14 protein-coding genes are annotated in these 17,277 nt (G+C 68.2%); 9 read left to right on the top strand and 5 right to left on the bottom strand.

All coding sequences use genetic code 11. From position 1 onward, the window contains the following. Nucleotide 1: 1 nt before the first annotated feature. Complete coding sequence (locus V7060_RS13430; RefSeq protein ID WP_334179759.1) at nucleotides 2-1,864, bottom strand: ferrous iron transporter B; 1,863 nt, start codon at nucleotides 1,862-1,864, stop codon at nucleotides 2-4. Further along, nucleotides 1,861-2,106 (bottom strand): FeoA family protein, encoded by a 246-nt coding sequence (locus V7060_RS13425; protein ID WP_334179758.1) that lies wholly within the window; start codon nucleotides 2,104-2,106, stop codon nucleotides 1,861-1,863. Before V7060_RS13425 ends, V7060_RS13430 begins: the two co-directional genes overlap by 4 nt. A 108-nt stretch (nucleotides 2,107-2,214) precedes the next feature. On the opposite strand from V7060_RS13425, the gene V7060_RS13420 reads away from it, so the two are divergent. From V7060_RS13420 to yeiP, 8 genes are all read left to right on the top strand, one after another. Continuing rightward, nucleotides 2,215-3,018 (top strand): enoyl-CoA hydratase-related protein, encoded by an 804-nt coding sequence (locus V7060_RS13420; RefSeq protein ID WP_334179757.1) that lies wholly within the window; start codon nucleotides 2,215-2,217, stop codon nucleotides 3,016-3,018. Nucleotides 3,019-3,022: 4 nt separating this feature from the next. Beyond that, entirely contained in the window at nucleotides 3,023-3,424 is a 402-nt protein-coding gene (locus V7060_RS13415; RefSeq protein WP_334179756.1) for a VOC family protein, read from the top strand. After that, nucleotides 3,424-5,415 carry a biotin carboxylase N-terminal domain-containing protein gene (locus tag V7060_RS13410; RefSeq protein WP_334179755.1) on the top strand — a complete coding sequence of 664 codons (1,992 nt, stop codon included), beginning with the start codon at nucleotides 3,424-3,426 and terminating at the stop codon, nucleotides 5,413-5,415. The genes V7060_RS13415 and V7060_RS13410 overlap by 1 nt, the downstream gene beginning before the upstream one ends. Continuing rightward, complete coding sequence (locus tag V7060_RS13405; protein ID WP_334179754.1) at nucleotides 5,412-6,041, top strand: hypothetical protein; 630 nt, start codon at nucleotides 5,412-5,414, stop codon at nucleotides 6,039-6,041. The genes V7060_RS13410 and V7060_RS13405 overlap by 4 nt, the downstream gene beginning before the upstream one ends. After that, complete coding sequence (locus tag V7060_RS13400) at nucleotides 6,038-6,952, top strand: hydroxymethylglutaryl-CoA lyase (RefSeq protein WP_334179753.1); 915 nt, start codon at nucleotides 6,038-6,040, stop codon at nucleotides 6,950-6,952. The genes V7060_RS13405 and V7060_RS13400 overlap by 4 nt, the downstream gene beginning before the upstream one ends. Next, nucleotides 6,949-9,510, top strand: a complete 2,562-nt coding sequence (locus V7060_RS13395) for an EAL domain-containing protein (RefSeq protein ID WP_334179752.1) — start codon at nucleotides 6,949-6,951, stop codon at nucleotides 9,508-9,510. Before V7060_RS13400 ends, V7060_RS13395 begins: the two co-directional genes overlap by 4 nt. A gap of 236 nt (nucleotides 9,511-9,746) precedes the next feature. Then, nucleotides 9,747-10,517, top strand: coding sequence for an SDR family NAD(P)-dependent oxidoreductase (locus V7060_RS13390; RefSeq protein WP_334179751.1), 771 nt, complete (start codon nucleotides 9,747-9,749; stop codon nucleotides 10,515-10,517). 161 nt (nucleotides 10,518-10,678) lie between these two features. Then, nucleotides 10,679-11,245 carry an elongation factor P-like protein YeiP gene (yeiP, locus tag V7060_RS13385; protein WP_055942515.1) on the top strand — a complete coding sequence of 189 codons (567 nt, stop codon included), beginning with the start codon at nucleotides 10,679-10,681 and terminating at the stop codon, nucleotides 11,243-11,245. Nucleotides 11,246-12,203: 958 nt separating this feature from the next. Here the strand turns inward: yeiP and V7060_RS13380 are convergent. From V7060_RS13380 to V7060_RS13370, 3 genes are all read right to left on the bottom strand, one after another. Next, nucleotides 12,204-14,012 (bottom strand): DUF4105 domain-containing protein, encoded by a 1,809-nt coding sequence (locus V7060_RS13380; RefSeq protein WP_334179750.1) that lies wholly within the window; start codon nucleotides 14,010-14,012, stop codon nucleotides 12,204-12,206. Beyond that, nucleotides 14,012-14,311: a DUF2388 domain-containing protein gene (locus V7060_RS13375; RefSeq protein WP_334179749.1), complete on the bottom strand. Its 300-nt coding sequence runs from the start codon at nucleotides 14,309-14,311 to the stop codon at nucleotides 14,012-14,014. The genes V7060_RS13380 and V7060_RS13375 overlap by 1 nt, the downstream gene beginning before the upstream one ends. An 87-nt stretch (nucleotides 14,312-14,398) precedes the next feature. Further along, a complete protein-coding gene (locus tag V7060_RS13370) occupies nucleotides 14,399-15,787 on the bottom strand; it encodes an FAD-binding oxidoreductase (RefSeq protein WP_334179748.1) in 1,389 nt (462 codons plus the stop codon). Between the two features lie 191 nt (nucleotides 15,788-15,978). Here V7060_RS13370 and serA point away from each other — a divergent pair, with 191 nt between their 5' ends. Further along, complete coding sequence (serA, locus tag V7060_RS13365; RefSeq protein ID WP_334179747.1) at nucleotides 15,979-17,220, top strand: phosphoglycerate dehydrogenase; 1,242 nt, start codon at nucleotides 15,979-15,981, stop codon at nucleotides 17,218-17,220. The last annotated feature ends 57 nt before the right edge of the window (nucleotides 17,221-17,277 follow it).

Raw genomic sequence — 17,277 nt, 5'->3', positions numbered from 1 at the left:
GTCAGCCCGCGCCCAGCGCCCTGGCGACCTGGTAGGTCACCAGCGAGGCAAGGTAGGCCAGCGCGAACAGGTAGAACGCCGCGAAGCCCATCTGCTTCCACGAATTGGTCTCGCGCTTGATCGTGGCCAGCGTCGAGATGCACATCGGCGCGTAGATGAACCACGCCAGCAGCGACAGCGCGGTGGCCAGCGACCAGCCGTCGCTGATGACCGGCGTCAGTGCCTGGATGGCCGCGTCGTCGTCCGCCGCCGACAGCGCATAGATCGTCGCCAGCGAGGCCACCGCCACTTCGCGCGCGGCCAGGCCCGGGATCAGCGCGATGCAGATCTGCCAGTTGAAGCCCAGCGGCGCGAAGAACACCGCCATCGCATGACCGATGCGGCCGGCGAAGCTGTAATCGATCGCCGGTCCGACCGCATCCGCGGGCGCCGCCGGGAAATTCAGCAGGAACCACAGCAGGATGGTCAGCGCCAGGATGATGCCGCCGACGCGCTTGAGGAAGATCATCGCGCGCTCGTACAGGCCGATCAGCAGGTCGCGCGGATGCGGGATGCGGTAGGACGGCAGTTCCAGCAGCAGCGCGTGCTCGCTCTTGTCGCGGCGCCACTTCTTCATCACCCAAGATACGAGCAATGCGCTGGCGATGCCGGCGGCATACAGGCCGAACAGGACGAGGCCCTGCTGATTGAAGATGCCGACCTTCTCGTCCGGCACGAACGCACCGATCAGCAGCGCGTACACCGGCAGGCGTGCCGAGCAGGTCATCAGCGGCGCCACCAGGATCGTCGCCAGGCGGTCGCGCGGATCCTGGATGCTGCGCGTCGCCATGATGCCAGGGATGGCACAGGCGAAGCTCGACAGCAGCGGAATGAAGGAGCGTCCCGACAGGCCGGCCGACGCCATCATGCGGTCGAGCAGGAACGCGGCGCGCGGCAGATAGCCGCTTTCCTCGAGCGCCAGGATGAAGGCAAACAGGATCAGGATCTGCGGCAGGAACACGATCACGCCACCGAGACCGGCGATGACACCGTCGACGAGCAGGCTGGAAAGCGGACCTTCCGGCAATGCGTCGCCCGCCCATGCGCCCAATGCGCCGGTGCCGGCCTCGATCAGGTCCATCAGCGGCGTGGCCCAGGCGTACACCGCCTGGAAGATCAGGAACATCACCACGGCCAGGGCCAGCAGACCGAAGACGGGATGCAGCAGCCAGCGATCCAGCGCATCGTCGATCTTGGCGGTGCGCGTCGGCATGGCCACGGCGAGCGACAGCAGGCGGCGCGTCTCCGCGTGCAGGTCGGCGCCCTCCGCCAGCTGCGCGCGGGGTTCGTGCGGCTGCGCGGCGACCGCGTCGATGCGCTCGATCAGCGCGCGCGCGCCGCCATGCTTCACCGCGATCGTTTCCACCACCGGCACGCCCAGTTCACGCTCCAGCGCGCCCAGGTCGATGGCGATGCCGCGTCGATGCGCAGCATCCATCATGTTGACCGCCAGGATCATCGGCCTGCCGAGTTCGCGTACTTCCAGCGCAAACCGCAGGTGCAGGCGCAGGTTGGTGGCATCGACCACGCAGACCAGCACGTCAGGCGCCGCTTCGCCGGGATAGAAGCCGCGGCAGACATCGCGGGTGACCGCTTCGTCCAGGCTGGCGGCATGCAGGCTGTACGCACCGGGCAGGTCCAGCACGGCGTAGCTGCGTCCCGACGCGGCCGAATGCAAGCGACCCTCCTTGCGCTCGACGGTGACGCCGGCGTAGTTGGCGACCTTCTGCCGGCTGCCCGTCAGCTGGTTGAACAGCGCGGTCTTGCCGCAGTTGGGATTGCCGACCAGGGCCAGGCGCAAGGTCGATGCATCGGCGGCGCTCATGTCGTGGCTCCGTTGCGCAAGCGCACGCGGGCGGCTTCGGAGCGGCGCAGCGCGAAGCGGGTGAAACCGACCTGCACCAGCAGCGGCTCGGCACCCAGCGGACCCTTCGCGACCACCTCGACTTCCTCGCCGTTGACGAAGCCGAGTTCGCGCAGGCGACGGGCAATGGTGTCCTGCGGTCCGTGGTCTTCCACGGAGTCCACGATGGCGGGCGTACGCCGGGGAAGGTCAGTCAGGATCACGCAGCAACCTCAAATGCGAACTGTTCTCATTGTAGCATCGCCGCACTGCACGACGGCCGCAACGGACTGTGCCGCTATCATTCGGCGACTTTGCAGGGAACGGCAGGCATGGCGGCACCACCGCAGGAACATCCCCTCGTACTGGACCGCAGTGGCGCCGTGGCGCGCATCCGGCTGGATCGTCCCACCCTCCACAACGCGTTCGATGCCGACCTGATCGCCGCGCTGACGGCCACCCTGGAGCAGATCGCCACCGATGCCGGCATCCGTGCCGTGGTGCTGGCAGGCAGCGGCGCCTCGTTTTCCGCCGGTGCCGACCTGAACTGGATGCGCGGGATGGCCTCGGCCAGCGAGGCGGCGAACCGCGACGACGCCCTCGCCCTCGCCCGCCTGATGCGCACGCTGGACGAACTCCCCAAGCCCACCCTGGCGCGCGTCCATGGCGCGGCATTCGGCGGTGGCGTGGGCTTGGTCGCCTGCTGCGACATCGCCATCGGCGTGCCGGAGGCGAAATTCGGCCTGACCGAAAGCAAGCTGGGCCTGCTGCCGGCGGTGATCTCGCCCTATGTCATCGCCGCCATCGGGCCGCGCGAGGCCAGGCGCTGGTTCGCCACCGCCGAGATTTTCGACGCCGCCACCGCGCTGCGGATCGGCCTGCTGCACGATGTGGTGCCGGCGGACGCGTTGGATGCAGCCATCGACCGCCAACTGGCCCTGCTGTTGAAGGCCGGCCCGCAGGCAGCGGCCGGCGCGAAGCAACTGGTCGCGCGCGTGGCATCCGGTTCCGACCGCAACCGGCTGGATGCCGACAACGCCGACCTCATCGCCGGACTGCGCGTGTCGGCGGAAGGCCAGGAAGGGCTGTCCGCATTCCGGGACAAGCGCTCACCCGCATGGACCACCAAGGAGTGAAGGCATGATCGATCACCTGGGCATCGACGTTGCCGATTACGCCGCCAGCCGCAGTTTCTACGAACGCGTGCTCGCCGCGCTCGGCCATGGCGTCGTTATGGAAGTGACGCGCGAGATGACCGGCGGTTACGAAGGCTGCGGCTTCGGACCGCCCGGTCGCCCGCATTTCTGGGTGGGCAAAGGAGGCGGCACGTCCGGCCACGGCTCGCACATCGCCTTCAGCGCACAGACCCGCGCGCAGGTGGATGCCTTCCACGCGGCGGCCCTGGCTGCCGGTGCGCGCGACAACGGCGGCCCCGGCCTGCGCCCGCACTATCACCCGGACTACTACGCCGCCTTCGCCATCGACCCGGACGGCCACAACATCGAAGCCGTCTGCCACCTGCCCGCGGAAGCCCAGCCCTGATGTTCGCCAAGATCCTGATCGCCAACCGCGGCGAGATCGCCTGCCGTGTCATCCGTACCTGCCGCCGGCTCGGCATCCGCACCGTCGCCGTGTATTCCGAGGCCGATGCCGACGCCCAGCACGTGCGGCAGGCCGATGAAGCCCACCCGATCGGCGGGCCGAGACCGGCGGACAGCTACCTGCGCGGCGAGGCGATCATCGAAGTCGCGAAGAAGACCGGCGCGCAGGCCATCCACCCTGGCTACGGCTTCCTCTCCGAAAACGCCGACTTCGCCGACGCCGTCGCGGCCGCCGGCATGGTGTTCATCGGTCCGTCCGGCACGTCCATGCGCAAGATGGGCAGCAAGGCCGGGGCGAAGGACCTGATGGCGGCGGCGGGCGTGCCCGTGGTTCCCGGTTACACGGGCGAAGACCAGTCCCCCAACACGCTGTCGCGCGAGGCCGCACGCATCGGCTTCCCGCTGATGATCAAGGCCGCGCATGGCGGCGGCGGCAAGGGCATGCGCATCGTGCACCGGCTCGAGGACTTCATCGCCCAGCTCGAGAGCTGCCAGCGCGAAGCCGCCAATGCATTCGGACGCGACCGCGTGCTGCTGGAGCGCTACGTGCAGTCGCCGCGCCACATCGAAATCCAGGTGTTCGCCGACACACAGGGCCACACGCTGCACCTCAACGAGCGCGAATGCTCCGCGCAGCGGCGGTACCAGAAGGTGCTGGAAGAATCGCCCTCGCCGTTCCTGACCCCTGCCCTGCGCACGGCGATGGGCGACGCCGCGGTGAAGGCGGCGCAGGCCATCGACTACGCCAATGCCGGCACCGTCGAATTCATCGTCGATCCCGACGGCCGGTTCTATTTCATGGAAATCAACACCCGCCTCCAGGTGGAGCACCCGGTCACCGAAATGGTCACCGGCCTGGACCTGGTGGAATGGCAGCTGCGCGTGGCCGCGGGCGAACCGCTTCCGCTGGCGCAGGACGCCATCGCGCAACATGGCCATGCGATCGAAGTGCGCCTGTATGCCGAGGATCCGGAAGCGGGCTTCCTGCCGGGGTCCGGACGGCTGGAGTCGCTGGTGCTGCCGACGCCGTCGACGCACGTGCGCCTGGACGGCGGCGTGGTGGAAGGCGACCTGGTCACCATCTTCTACGACCCCATGATCGCCAAGCTGATCGTCTGGGGCGAAGACCGGCCCGTCGCGCTGGCGCGGTTGCGCGCTGCGCTGGCCGACTGCGACATCGTCGGGCCGAAGTCGAACATCGGCTTCCTGGAGCAACTCGCCCGCCACCCGGCCGTGGTCGAGGGACGCATCGACACCGGCTATCTGGACCGCCACCTGGACGAGTTCATGCCGGCGGCGACGTTGACTCCGGCGCTGCGGGTGGCCGCGGCCGTGGCCATGCTGCTGGACCAGGAGGCGGCTGCCCGCCATGCCGCCGCGGCGTCGGACGACCCCGGATCGCCCTGGGCGATCGCCGACGGCTGGCGCCTGGGCCATGCCGGACGCCGGCCACTGGCGTTCCAGCACCGCGACCAGCGCTGGGACGCCGTCGCGCATGGCCATGCCGGGCATTACGTCATCGAAGTGGAGGACACGGCCTACCCGGTCGAAGGTGCCCGCCTGACCGCTGGCGTGCTCGAGTTGCGTATTCATGGTCAGGCGCATCGCCTCCGCGTCCACGCCCATGGTGGCCGCCTCACCCTGCACGATGGGGAACGGCGCGCCACGCTGGAGACGCTGCCGGCCTATCAGCGGACGGGCGGTGGCGAGAGTGGCGGGGATGGGCGCGTCATCGCGCCGATGCCGGGACGCGTGGTCGTGGTGAAAGCACAAGTGGGGGACAGCGTGGACGCAGGGCAGGAACTGCTGGTGATGGAAGCGATGAAGATGGAACTCGCGATACGGGCGCCGCGTGCCGGCGTGGTGGCGGACGTGCGTGCCGCCGCCGGCGATTTCGTCGACGCCGACGCGATCCTGGTGGCTTTGGAGTGAGGCCCGCCCCGCAGCCGCCCGCACGCATCGTCGCCGTGCTGATGACGGCGGCCATGCTGGCGGGCTGCGTGATGTTCGAACACGCGCCGGCCCCGCTCGCCTGCGACCCCGCCCTGGTCGGGCGCTGGATTCCGTTGCCCGACAGCGCGCAGGACCGCATACCGCTGGGCAAGGACGACTATGCCGAGGTGGACGCCGCCTGCCGCGTGCGCCTGCACGACGACGGCCGCGCCGATTCGCCGCAGTTCGCCGCACTCGGCTTCGAGCTGGAAGGCGACCGGTATCTCGCACTGGGTTTCAGCGAACTGGAAGGCCTGTTCGGCACCGGCAAGGCCGCAACCCCGCCGATCCCCAAAGGCATGCCGGCGGGTGCCGTCACGCTGCTGAAATACCGCATCCACGACGATATCCTGCAGATCGCGATGCTCGACACGGTGGACATCATGCAGCGCGTGCAGGACGGATCGCTGAAGGCGCGCGAGGTCGACGCCAGCACCTACCTGTTCGAAGGACGGCCGGAACGGCTGCGCACGCTGCTGCAGGCGGAACCCGGCCTCTTCGATACCTTCGATGGTCGCGACAAGACACTGCGCATGCGCCGCGCCAAGACGGGAAAGCGCACATGAGCACCGCCCCCCTCTCCGCAGAGGACTTCGTCCGCATCGTCGAAGTGGGGCCACGCGATGGCCTGCAGAACGAGAAGACGCTCGTCGCCACCGCCGACAAGGTGGAATTGATCGACCGGCTGTCGCGCACCGGCCTGCTCAGCATCGAGGCCACCAGCTTCGTCAGCCCGAAGTGGGTGCCGCAACTGGCCGATGCCGCCGAGGTGTTCACCGCCATCCAGCGGCGCCCCGGGACGGCCTATCCGGTGCTGGTACCGAACGAGACGGGTTACGAACGCGCACGCGCCGCCGGCGTCGAGGAAGTCGCGGTATTCACCGCCGCGTCCGAAGCTTTCACCCGCAAGAACATCAACGCGTCCATCGACGAGTCCATCGAACGCTTCCGCCCGGTGCTGGAGCGCGCCGCCGCCGACGGCGTGAAGGTGCGCGGCTACGTGTCCACGGTGCTGGGCTGCCCCTACCAGGGCGAGGTGCCGGTGGCCGATGTCGTGCGGGTGGCGCGCCAGCTGCATGCAATGGGCTGCTACGAGATCTCGCTGGGCGACACGATCGGCGTCGGCACGCCGCGCAAGGCAGCCGACATGCTGAAGGCGGTCGCCGCCGAGGTGCCGATGCCGGCGCTGGCCGTGCACTTCCACGACACCTACGGCCAGGCACTGGCGAACCTCCTCGCCTGCCTCGAGGTCGGTGTGCGCGTGGTCGATTCGGCCGTGTCGGGCGCCGGCGGCTGCCCCTACGCCAAGGGCGCCAGCGGCAACGTCGCCAGCGAGGACGTGGTCTACCTGCTGCACGGCATGGGCCTGCGCACTGGCGTCGACCTGGAACTGCTGGCGGACACGGGCCGCTGGCTGGCCTCGCGGCTGGGCCGTGAAACCGGCAGCCGCGTCGGCAAGGCATTGGCCGCCGTATGAGCCACGACCCGGCCAGCGACGTCGACGCGATGGCGCTGGCCGCCGCGCTCGAACGCGCGGCCACGGCCGGCCACCTGGACGCAGCGACCGCCACCCTCCTGCGCCAGGCAGGCGAGGCGCTGCGCGCCAAGCAGCACGAAGCCGACACCGAGCGCTCCCGCTACCGCAACCTGTTCGACGCCGTCCCCGACCCGGTCAGCATCATCGCCGAGGACGGCACCGTCCTCGACCTCAACAAGGCCGGCATGCTGGCGTACCGCCGTCCCCGCGACGAGATCGTCGGCAACAACATCAACGTGCTGAATCCCGACCTGCCGCGCGACCACCTGGTGCCGGTGTGGGAAACCCTCAATCGCGGCGTGACCTATGTCATCGAGGTCACCAACATGCGCGGCGACGGCACGCGGTTTCCGGTGGAAGTGCACTCCGCCAGCATCAGCTTCGACGGGCGCAAGAGCATCGTCGCCGTCGCCCGCGACATCAGCAGCCGCCGGCTGGCCGAGATGCGCTACCGCGAGCTGATGGAAACGATCGACAAGGGCATCGTGGTGCAGAACCGCGACCTGGAAGTGCAGTACTGCAATGGCGCGGCCATGCGCATCTTCGGCATCCGCGAGGACCAGCGTGCCGACCAGGAACTGGCACTGGGCCGCTGGCACATCGTCGACGAGCACGGCCGCGAGATGGCGCGCCACGAATTGCCTGCGCAACGCGCCCTCGATACCGGCCAGATGATCGAAAGCGTGCTGCTGGGCCTGTATCACCGCGAAAAGAAACAACTGCTGTGGCTCACCGCCACCTCGGTTCCGCAGTTCGCGCCCGGCGCCAGCGTGCCGGCCCAGGTCAGCACCCTGTACAGCGACGTCACCGAGCTCAAGCGCGACAGCGCACTGTTCGACCGCGCGCAGTCGCTGGCACACATCGGCGGCTGGGAATGGGACCTGGGCCGCGACCGCATGTACCTGACCGACGAGGCCCAGCGCATCCTCGGTGCGGCACGGCCACTGGTCACGCTGGCCGACATGCTGTCGTGCCTGCGCGAGACCGACCGCAGACGCCTGCGCGGCGCGCTGGACCTGATCACTGCCGGCGGACAGGGCTTCGACCTGGAACTGCAGGGCACGCAGGCCGATGGCCACCCGTTCTGGATCCGCGTGATCGGCGATGCCGAACCGGGCGACCCGGGTGCCTCGCGCATCACCGGCACCATGCAGGACATCTCGCAGGACAAGCAGGCCGAGGAGACGCTGCGCATCCAGGCGCGCACCGACCCGCTGACCGGACTGATGAACCGCGACGCCGTGCTGACCGAACTCGGCGCGCGGCTGGCCGATCCCGAGCGCGCGCGCGTGGCGGTGCTCTACATCGACCTCGACCGTTTCAAGATGGTCAACGACGTGCTGGGTCACAACGCCGGCGACGAACTGCTGGTGCAAGCGTCCGACCGCATCCGCGGCGCGGTCGGCACCGAGGGCATGATCGCGCGCTTCGGCGGCGACGAGTTCCTGGTGATCTGCGATGCCGGCGACGATCCACACCTGCCCGAGGCGATGGCGCACGGGGTGCTCGGCGCGTTCGCCGATGCGTTCCGCTTCGGCAAGGACGAGTTCGCCATCACCGCCAGCATCGGCCTGGCGGTGGCGCCGGGCGACGGCCTGCGACCGCAGCAGCTGATCCAGAACGCCGACATCGCGATGTACGACAGCAAGCATCGTGCGCGCAACGGCTGGCAGAGCTTCACCCAGGAACTGGCGCAGCGGCAGCAGGATCGCCTGCAGATCGAGACGCAGTTGCGCCGTGCCGTGGACAACGAGGAATTCCGCCTCGTCTACCAGCCGCAGGTCGACCTGCGCAATGGCCGCATCATCGCCGGCGAAGCGCTGATCCGCTGGCAGAACCACCAGCTCGGCGAGCTGCGCCCGGACGTGTTCATCAGCCACGCCGAAACCACCGGCGACATCGTGCGCATCGGCAGCTGGGTGCTGAGCGAGGCCTGCCGCCAGGTGGCGACGTGGCGCGACATGGGCCTTGGCATCGTGCGGGTGGCCGTGAACGTGTCGTACCGGCAATTCGCGGGCGACGACCTCGCCGACCGCGTGCGCACCATCCTGCGCGAGTTCGACCTGCCCGGCAGTGCGCTGGAGCTGGAATTCACCGAGCGCGTGCTGATCGAGGACGCGCCGGCGACGCTGCGCACCTTCGCCGACCTGCGCCAACTGGGCGTGCTGCTGACCATCGACGACTTCGGCGAGGGCTACAGCGCACTGAACTACCTGCGGCGCCTGCCAATCCACGGCCTGAAACTCAGCCCCCTGTTCACCGAGGGCGTGCCGAACAACCGCTCCGACGTCGCGGTCTGCCAGGCCGTGTCCGCCATTGCGCGCAGCCTGGGCCTGGGCCTGGTGGCCGAAGGCGTGGAGTCGGAAGCCCAGCGCCAGTTCCTGCTGAACCTCGGGGTGCCGGTCGGCCAGGGCTTCCTGTTCGCCCCCGGCCTGTCGCCGGACGAGTTCGCGCGCCGGCTCGCCGATGCTCCGCTGGAGCGGGCACTGCACGCCTGAGTGGCGAGTATTTCTGTAGGAGCGACGTAAGTCGCGACCGCAAACCCGAGCAGCCCATATCTTTTGGGCGGCGAATGAGTGCGCCCCCGGTTCTGCGGCTCTGCGGAAGGGGCTGTGGGGAGGAGGATTTACGGTCGCGACTTACGCCGCTCCTACAAGGGAACATAGCGCGGCCACCGAGCGCCCCCTGCCCGCCATCGCGTAAAATGCCGCCCTTTCCGCAGCAGGTTCACCGCATGCAGCTTTCCGATACCCGCGCCGTCATCACCGGTGGCGTCTCCGGCCTGGGCCTGGCCGTGGCCCGCCGCCTCGTCGCCAGCGGCGGCAAGGCGGCGCTGTTCGACGTCAACGACGACAAGGGCGCTGCCGCCGTCGCCGACCTGGGCGAGGCCAATGTCCGCTACTTCCGCACCGACGTGACCGATGAAGCCGGCGTGGCCGCGAATGTCGCCGCGGCGAAGGAGTTCCTCGGTGGCCTGAATGCGGCGATCAACTGCGCGGGCATCCTCGGCGCCGGTCGCATGCTCGGCAAGGAGGCACCGATGCCGCTGTCGACGTTCCAGGCCACGGTGATGGTCAACCTGGTCGGCAGTTTCAACGTGGCCAAGGCCGCCGCCAACCTGATGCAGCACAACGACCCCAACGCCGATGGCGAGCGCGGCGTGATCGTCAACACCGCCAGCGTGGCCGCGTACGAAGGCCAGATCGGCCAGGCCGCCTACTCGGCGTCGAAGGGCGGCGTGGTCGGCATGACCCTGCCGATGGCGCGCGAACTGTCCCGCTTCGGCATCCGCGTGATGACGGTGGCCCCGGGCATCTTCTGGACCCCGATGGTCGATGGCATGCCGGAGGCCGTGCAGCAGTCGCTCAGCGCATCGATCCCGTTCCCGTCCCGCCTCGGCAAGCCGGAAGAATTCGCCGACCTGGTCGCCTACATCCTGGGCAATACCTACCTCAACGGCGAAACCATCCGCCTCGATGGCGCCGTGCGCCTGGCGCCGAAATAAGCCGGGATTCGTGATGGGCGATTGGTGATCCGAAAGAGCGGCTCCGTGCAGCCGCCGGATCATCTGCCCAGCCACGCATTGCCTCGGTCCACGAAGCGAAGCATTGTTCGCTTCGCTTCCACCCACAGCGAATCACCCATCACCCATCACGGCCTACCACCATGAAAGCTTTCGACATCAAGAAGGGCAACGTCGTCGAACACAACGGCGGCGTGTACCAGATCCGCGACATCGAGCGCAGCTCGCCGCAGGGCCGCGGCGGCAACGTGCGCTTCCGCTTCATCATGTACAGCGTGCCGGGCGGCAACAAGCTGGATGCCAGCTTCGATGCCGACGACAACCTGAGCGAAGTCGAGCTGCTGCGCCGCCAGGCCACGTATTCGTACAAGGATGGCGACGCCTTCGTCTTCCTCGACGACGAGGACTACACGCCGTATACGCTGGACGCCAACGTCATCGGCGATGACGCCGGCTACATCACCGACGGGCTGGCGGGCTGCTACGTCCAGGTGATCGACGAACTGCCCGTCGCGCTGCAGCTGCCGCAACACGTGACGCTGGAAGTGGTGGAAACGCCGCCGGAACTGAAGGGCGGCACCGCCACCAAGCGTCCGAAGCCGGCCAAGCTCAGCACCGGCATCGAAATCATGGTGCCGGAGTACATCACCAACGGCGAGCGCATCCTGGTCAACACGACCACGGGCGAGTTCGGCGGCCGCGCCGACTGAGGTAGCGTGCTCCGCGCGCACGGAAGCGCGCCCTCCCCCGATCGTCTTCCCGGCGAAGGCCGGGACCCAGCGCCTGTTGGCTTGTGCATCTCTGCAGGCGTGACGGAGGTCGCTGGGCTCCGGCTTTCGCCGGGGTGACCGGTCGCGTCCAAGCCCATTACGACCACGTTCGTGCGCATGGCGCACGCTACGACGGCGGGCCGTCATGGATCAGCCAACAACAATGCCGCCTGCGCAGATCGACGTAGCGTGCGCTGCGCGCACGACCAGTGAAACCGCCCGGCATTGCATGCGATGGCGGTGCGTTGATGCGTTCGTACGCATGAAGTCGCTCGATCCCGGCCTTCGCCAGGACAACGGGGCGCGTCCAAGCCCACTACGACCACGTTCGTGCGCATGGCGCACGCTACGACGGCGGGCCGCCATGGATCAGCCAACAATACTGCCGGCTGCGCAGAGTGACGTAGCGTGCGCTGCGCGCACGACCACTGAAACCGCCCGGCATTGCATGCGATGGCGGTGCGTTGATGCGTTCGTACGCATGAAGTCGCTCGATCCCGGCCTTCGCCAGGACAACGGGGCGCGTCCAAGCCCACTACGACCACGTTCGTGCGCATGGCGCACGCTACGACGGCGGGCCGCCATGGATCAGCCAACAATACTGCCGGCTGCGCAGAGTGACGTAGCGTGCGCTGCGCGCACGACCACTGAAACCGCCCGGCATTGCATGCGATGGCGGTGCGTTGATGCGTTCGTACGCATGAAGTCGCTCGATCCCGGCCTTCGCCAGGACAACGGGGCGCGTCCAAGCCCATGCCGACCACGTTCGTGCGCATGGCGCACGCCACGACGGCGGGCCGTCATGGATCAGCCAACAGTACTCCCGGCTGCGCGGAGTGACGTAGCGTGCGCTGCGCGCACGACCAGTGAAACCGCACGATCATGCGCATGGCGCACGCTACGGCAGGCGCAGGCGCGCGCTGATCGTCTCGAGGTTTTTTTCGATGCCTCGCAACACCTCGCGCCGGTCCGCCGGCAGCCAGCGCTCCAGTTCTTCCCGCAACGCCCCGTCCTGTTTTCGCAGCCGGGCCACGCGAAGGCTGGCTTCTTCAGCGAGGCGAGCGCGCTCTGCGGACTGCGGCAGTCCGTATCCATCCTGCAACAGTTCCGAGGGCCGACTGACGAAGCCGGTGTCGCCCAGCCATGTGCGCAGGGCCTGCAGCGCCTGCGCGACTTCGGCCGGCGCATCACGCCTCAGGTAGCGCCGTTTCAGCTCGTCGCGCAACAGCAGTTGCTGGCGGCGTCGCGCTGCATTCTCCAGTACCAGCAGCGCTGCGCTGGTGCGCAGATCCGCTTGCGGCAACCAGACGGCGCGTTCGGTCGGCGACAGCGCCAGCCACGCCTGCGCGTCCGGCTGCGGCAGCGACAGCGAGGTGCGCGCGACGGCAAACAAGGCCTCGTAGCGCGCGTTCATCGGCTCGAAGTAGTAGCCAAGCCGTCTCGCCTTCTCCGCATCGTCCAGGACGCTGGCATCCGCGATGCCGCGGCGCTCCAGTTTCCCCAGCAGGCCGGTAGGCGTGATGCTGGCAAGCGGTTCGCCGGCCAGCCGTGGCACGCCGTCGTGCAGCAGCTTCCAGGTTTCCACCGCGCAGTTGTTGCTGATGAAGTAGTAGCGCCCGTCGTAGCTCCAGTGCAGCTGCGCTGCGCGCTCCAGCAGCGAAGCGATCTCTTCCGTCCGCAGGCGCAGCGGAATCGACTGCAGTCCGCGCAGCTCGACGCGCGTGTATTCCTCGATCACCTGGTCCAGCGGCAGCAGGAACAGCCGCGAGGGGTACGAACCGGTCAGTCCGCGCCAGCCGGAGATCTGCACGTCGCCGACGAAGGCGCGGAACGACAGCACGCGATGGTGTGCCAGGTCCAAACGGCAATCCGGTCCCGGCGCACGACCCGGCGCGCAGACCACCAGCCGCAGCATGCTGTGCCCCCAGCGGCTCATCGCCTGCGTGTTGCCTTCGGCCAGCAGGTAGTCGACCGCGTAGACGCGCGAGGGATCCAGGGCGAGCAGCGAGGCGTCGCCTGCCTCGGCATCCACGTCCAGGAACGGCAGCCCGGGCGCGCATGGCTTCGTCGGGATCGATGCGTTGAAGTGCGTCGCGAAATGGCGATGCAATGCAGGGCGCCTGCAGCCGTAGGCCGGATCGAGTACGAAATGCTCCAGGTTCACCGCCACGAACTCGGACGGACGCGCCAGTTCGTACGGATCGGGCGTGCGCGCGACGAAGTCGTTGCGCGACCGGCGCCCGGCGATGGAGAACACGCTGCGCTGCCACCCCGCCAGATCGCGCAGGCGTGGATCGCCGGACAGCACGTTGCGCTGCGCACGGTCGTAGCCATGGGCCAGTTCATGCACCAGCGCCTGGCGGACGGCGAGCACGGAAGCATCGTCCGGGGATGCGGTGTCGCGTGCGCGCCATGCCTGCAGCAGGCGGTGGGGAAGCAGGATGCGATCCCCGCGCCGCCGTCCCGCGACATGCGCCGGCAGATCGTCGCGCCATTGCAGGGTGAGACTAGGCGGCAACCCCTCGCGCCACGCCGCAGGCAGACGCGGCAGCACGTCATCCACCAGCGCCTGCGTCGCGGCGATGTCGTCGGCATCCAGACGGGAGGCGTCGATCTCGAGTGCGGCCGCCGTGGCGGCCGGGCCAAGAAGCCACACCCACAGCAGGAGCGCGGCGATGCGCCGGCCCCCGGGCCGACGCAGTGGCATCAGCGGGCCAGGATGGCCTGCGCCAGCTGCATGTCGCTGGCCTTGCGCGCGGACTCGTCCTTCTCGCGCAGGTGGCGCAGTGCGGCTTCGAGCTGCGCGCCACGGATGCGGCCGTCGCTGGCGACGAAACTCGCCGCATCTTCGCGCGCCTGCACCACGACCTTGTCGTCGCCGGAAGAACTGCCCGAGGAAGCGGATGAGCCGGCCGAGGAAGCACCGGCGGACGAACCAGCGAAGCTGCCGGCGAAGACCGGCACGGAGAACGCCAGCAATACGCCAGCCAGGATCAATCGGGACATGGACATCCAAACGGGGGAACGCCGGGTCGGCGCGGTGCGCAAAGACTACCCGCAATCGACATCGCGAGGCTGAATCCGGCCGTATTGTCAGGTGTCGAACAGCTTGCCCGGATTCATCAGTCCGTTCGGATCCAGCACGCGCTTGATGCCACGCATCACCGCGATTTCTTCGGCACTGCGCGTGCTTTCCAGATAGCCCTTCTTGACCAGGCCGATGCCGTGTTCGGCCGAGATGCTGCCCTGGTGCCGCTGCAGCGACGCAGCCAGCAGTTTGGTGACCTGCTCGCACTGGACCACGAAGTCCGCATTCTCCATGCCATCCGGCTTCAGCACGTTGATGTGCAGGTTGCCGTCGCCGATATGGCCGAACCAGACCACGTCGAACTGCGGATAGGCCTCGCCGAGCAATGCCTGGGTCTCCGCCAGGAACGCCGGCATGGCGGAGATGCGCACCGACACATCGTTCTTGTACGGCACGTAGCGCGCCAGCGACTCGGTGATGCCCTCGCGCAGACGCCACAACTGGGCCGCCTGCGCGTCGGACTGGCTGATCACGCCATCGCTGACCCAGCCCTGTTCCATGCAGGCTTCGAAGGCCGCCATCGCCGCCGCTTCCTTCGCCTCATCGCCAATCGCGAACTCGGTGACGACGTAGTACGGATGAACCTCGTCGAACGGCTTCTGTGCGCCATGCGCCAGCACGTGCTGCAGCGCGCGGTCGGTGAAGAACTCGAACGCCTCCAGTTGCAGGCGTTCGCGGAATGCGGCGAACACCTGCATCAGCACGTCGAACGACGGCAACGCCAGCAGCATGACATTGGTCGGCGGTGGCGGGTCGGTCAGCCGCACGGTGGCTTCGACCACCATGCCCAGCGTGCCTTCGGAACCGATGAACAGATGACGCAGGTCATAGCCGCTGGAATTCTTGATCAGCGCCTTGTTGAGTTCCAGCACCTCACCGGCACCGGTGACGACCTTCAGCCCGGCGATCCATTCGCGCGTATTGCCGTAGCGGATCACGCGGATGCCGCCGGCATTGGTGGCGATGTTGCCGCCGATCGCGCAAGAGCCGCGCGCGGCGAAATCCACGGGATAGACCAGGCCGTGATCGCGCGCCGCGTTGTGCACGGCCTCCAGCGGCATGCCGGCCTGCACGGTCAGGGTGCGGTCCACCGCGTTGAAGTCCAGCGGCTGGTTCATGCGCTCCAGGCTCAGCACCAGTTCGCCATTCGCCGCCACCGCGCCCCCCGACAGACCGGTGCGTCCACCCGATGGCACGACGGCGATGCGATGCTCGTTGGCCCAGCGCACGACGGCCTGCACCTCCTCGACCGTCGCCGGCAATGCGATGGCGAGCGGCGACGGCGTCCAGCGCCGCGTCCAGTCGCGACCGTAGTGTTCGAGGTCGGCAGGATCGGTTTTCAGACGCAGTGCCGGCACGGCATGCAGCAGGGTTTCCAGACGCGGATCGCTCATTGCGTGGATGCATTCCAGGGGGCGCACAGCGTGCCAGCGATGCCGTGCGACGTCCAGCCGATACGCCCCTTCGTTTCACGGGCAACCAAGCGGAAAAATGGCAACCCAGCTTTCCATTGCGCGGCGCACCATCGCTGTCCTCCATCTGGCATAGTGGCGGCCCTTTCCCCTCCGCTGCGACCTTTCCGGCAATGTCGATCAAGAAGACCTCGTACCCGAAGCAGGACATCCGCGTGCTGTTGCTGGAGGGGGTCAGCCAGACGGCGGTCGAGACGTTCCGCGCGGCGGGATACACGCAGATCGAGCTCCACGAGAAGTCGCTGCCGGAAGACGAACTGAAGCGCCGGATCGCCGACGCGCACATCGTCGGCATCCGTTCGCGCACCCATCTGAGCGACGACGTGCTGGCGCAGGCGCGCCGCCTGATCGCGGTGGGCTGCTTCTGCATCGGCACCAACCAGGTGGACCTGGACGCGGCGGAACTGGCCGGCATCCCGGTCTTCAACGCGCCCTACTCCAACACGCGCAGCGTGGCCGAGCTGGTGGTCGCGCAGGCGATCCTGCTGATGCGCGGCATTCCGCAGAAGAACGCCGAATGCCACCGCGGCGGCTGGAGCAAGTCGGCCGCCGGCAGCCACGAGGTGCGGGGCAAGACGCTGGGCATCATCGGCTATGGCCATATCGGCACCCAGGTCGGCGTGCTGGCCGAGTCGCTGGGCATGCACGTGCTTTTCCACGACATCGAAACCAAGCTGTCGCTCGGCAACGCCCGCGCCGCCATCAGCCTGGACGATCTGCTGGCGCAGAGCGACGTGGTGACGCTGCACGTCCCGGAGACGGCGGCGACCAAGGACATGTTCGGCGCCGCGCAGATCGCGAAGCTCAAGCGCGGCGCGCACGTGATCAATGCATCGCGCGGCACCGTGGTCGACATCGACGCGCTGGCCGAAGCGCTGAAGTCAGGGCATGTCGGCGGTTCGGCGGTGGACGTGTTCCCGGTGGAACCGAAGGGCAATGCCGATGCCTTCGAATCCCCGCTGCGCGGACTGGACAACGTCATCCTCACCCCGCACGTTGGCGGCAGCACGCTGGAGGCGCAGGACAACATCGGTATCGAGGTGGCGGCCAAGCTGGTGCGCTACAGCGACAACGGCAGCACGCTGTCGTCGGTGAACTTCCCCGAGGTCACCCTGCCCGGCCATGACGGCAGCCGCCGCATCCTGCACATCCATCGCAACGTGCCGGGCGTGCTGTCGCAGATCAACGACATCTTCCGCGACCGCGGCATCAACATCGATGGCCAGTTCCTGCGTACCGACCCGAAGGTCGGCTATGTGGTCATCGACGTGACCGCCGACGAAGCGCAGACCGCCAGCCTGCGCGACGCGATGGCGGCGATCCCGGGCACTCTGCGCGTGCGCGTCCTCTATTGAGTAGGTAATTCCTAGCCTTTCCGGACCAGAGTGGGCCGTAGTTGCTGGATCGAAGTC

Source organism: Pseudoxanthomonas sp. (assembly GCF_036845285.1).
Lineage (GTDB): Bacteria > Pseudomonadota > Gammaproteobacteria > Xanthomonadales > Xanthomonadaceae > Pseudoxanthomonas_A.
The sequence above is the reverse complement of the archived record's forward strand: the minus strand, read 5'-3'. Positions and strand labels throughout refer to the sequence as shown.

Excerpts from the sequence above, each read along its gene's own strand:
- V7060_RS13380 (WP_334179750.1), bottom strand. The coding sequence starts at position 14,012 with ATGCCACTGCGTCGGCCCGGGGGCCGGCGCATCGCCGCGCTCCTGCTG.
- V7060_RS13420 (WP_334179757.1), top strand. The coding sequence starts at position 2,215 with ATGGCGGCACCACCGCAGGAACATCCCCTCGTACTGGACCGCAGTGGC.
- yeiP (WP_055942515.1), top strand. The coding sequence starts at position 10,679 with ATGAAAGCTTTCGACATCAAGAAGGGCAACGTCGTCGAACACAACGGC.
- V7060_RS13390 (WP_334179751.1), top strand. The coding sequence starts at position 9,747 with ATGCAGCTTTCCGATACCCGCGCCGTCATCACCGGTGGCGTCTCCGGC.
- V7060_RS13375 (WP_334179749.1), bottom strand. The coding sequence starts at position 14,311 with ATGTCCCGATTGATCCTGGCTGGCGTATTGCTGGCGTTCTCCGTGCCG.
- V7060_RS13400 (WP_334179753.1), top strand. The coding sequence starts at position 6,038 with ATGAGCACCGCCCCCCTCTCCGCAGAGGACTTCGTCCGCATCGTCGAA.
- V7060_RS13370 (WP_334179748.1), bottom strand. The coding sequence starts at position 15,787 with ATGAGCGATCCGCGTCTGGAAACCCTGCTGCATGCCGTGCCGGCACTG.
- V7060_RS13415 (WP_334179756.1), top strand. The coding sequence starts at position 3,023 with ATGATCGATCACCTGGGCATCGACGTTGCCGATTACGCCGCCAGCCGC.
- V7060_RS13395 (WP_334179752.1), top strand. The coding sequence starts at position 6,949 with ATGAGCCACGACCCGGCCAGCGACGTCGACGCGATGGCGCTGGCCGCC.
- serA (WP_334179747.1), top strand. The coding sequence starts at position 15,979 with ATGTCGATCAAGAAGACCTCGTACCCGAAGCAGGACATCCGCGTGCTG.
- V7060_RS13430 (WP_334179759.1), bottom strand. The coding sequence starts at position 1,864 with ATGAGCGCCGCCGATGCATCGACCTTGCGCCTGGCCCTGGTCGGCAAT.
- V7060_RS13410 (WP_334179755.1), top strand. The coding sequence starts at position 3,424 with ATGTTCGCCAAGATCCTGATCGCCAACCGCGGCGAGATCGCCTGCCGT.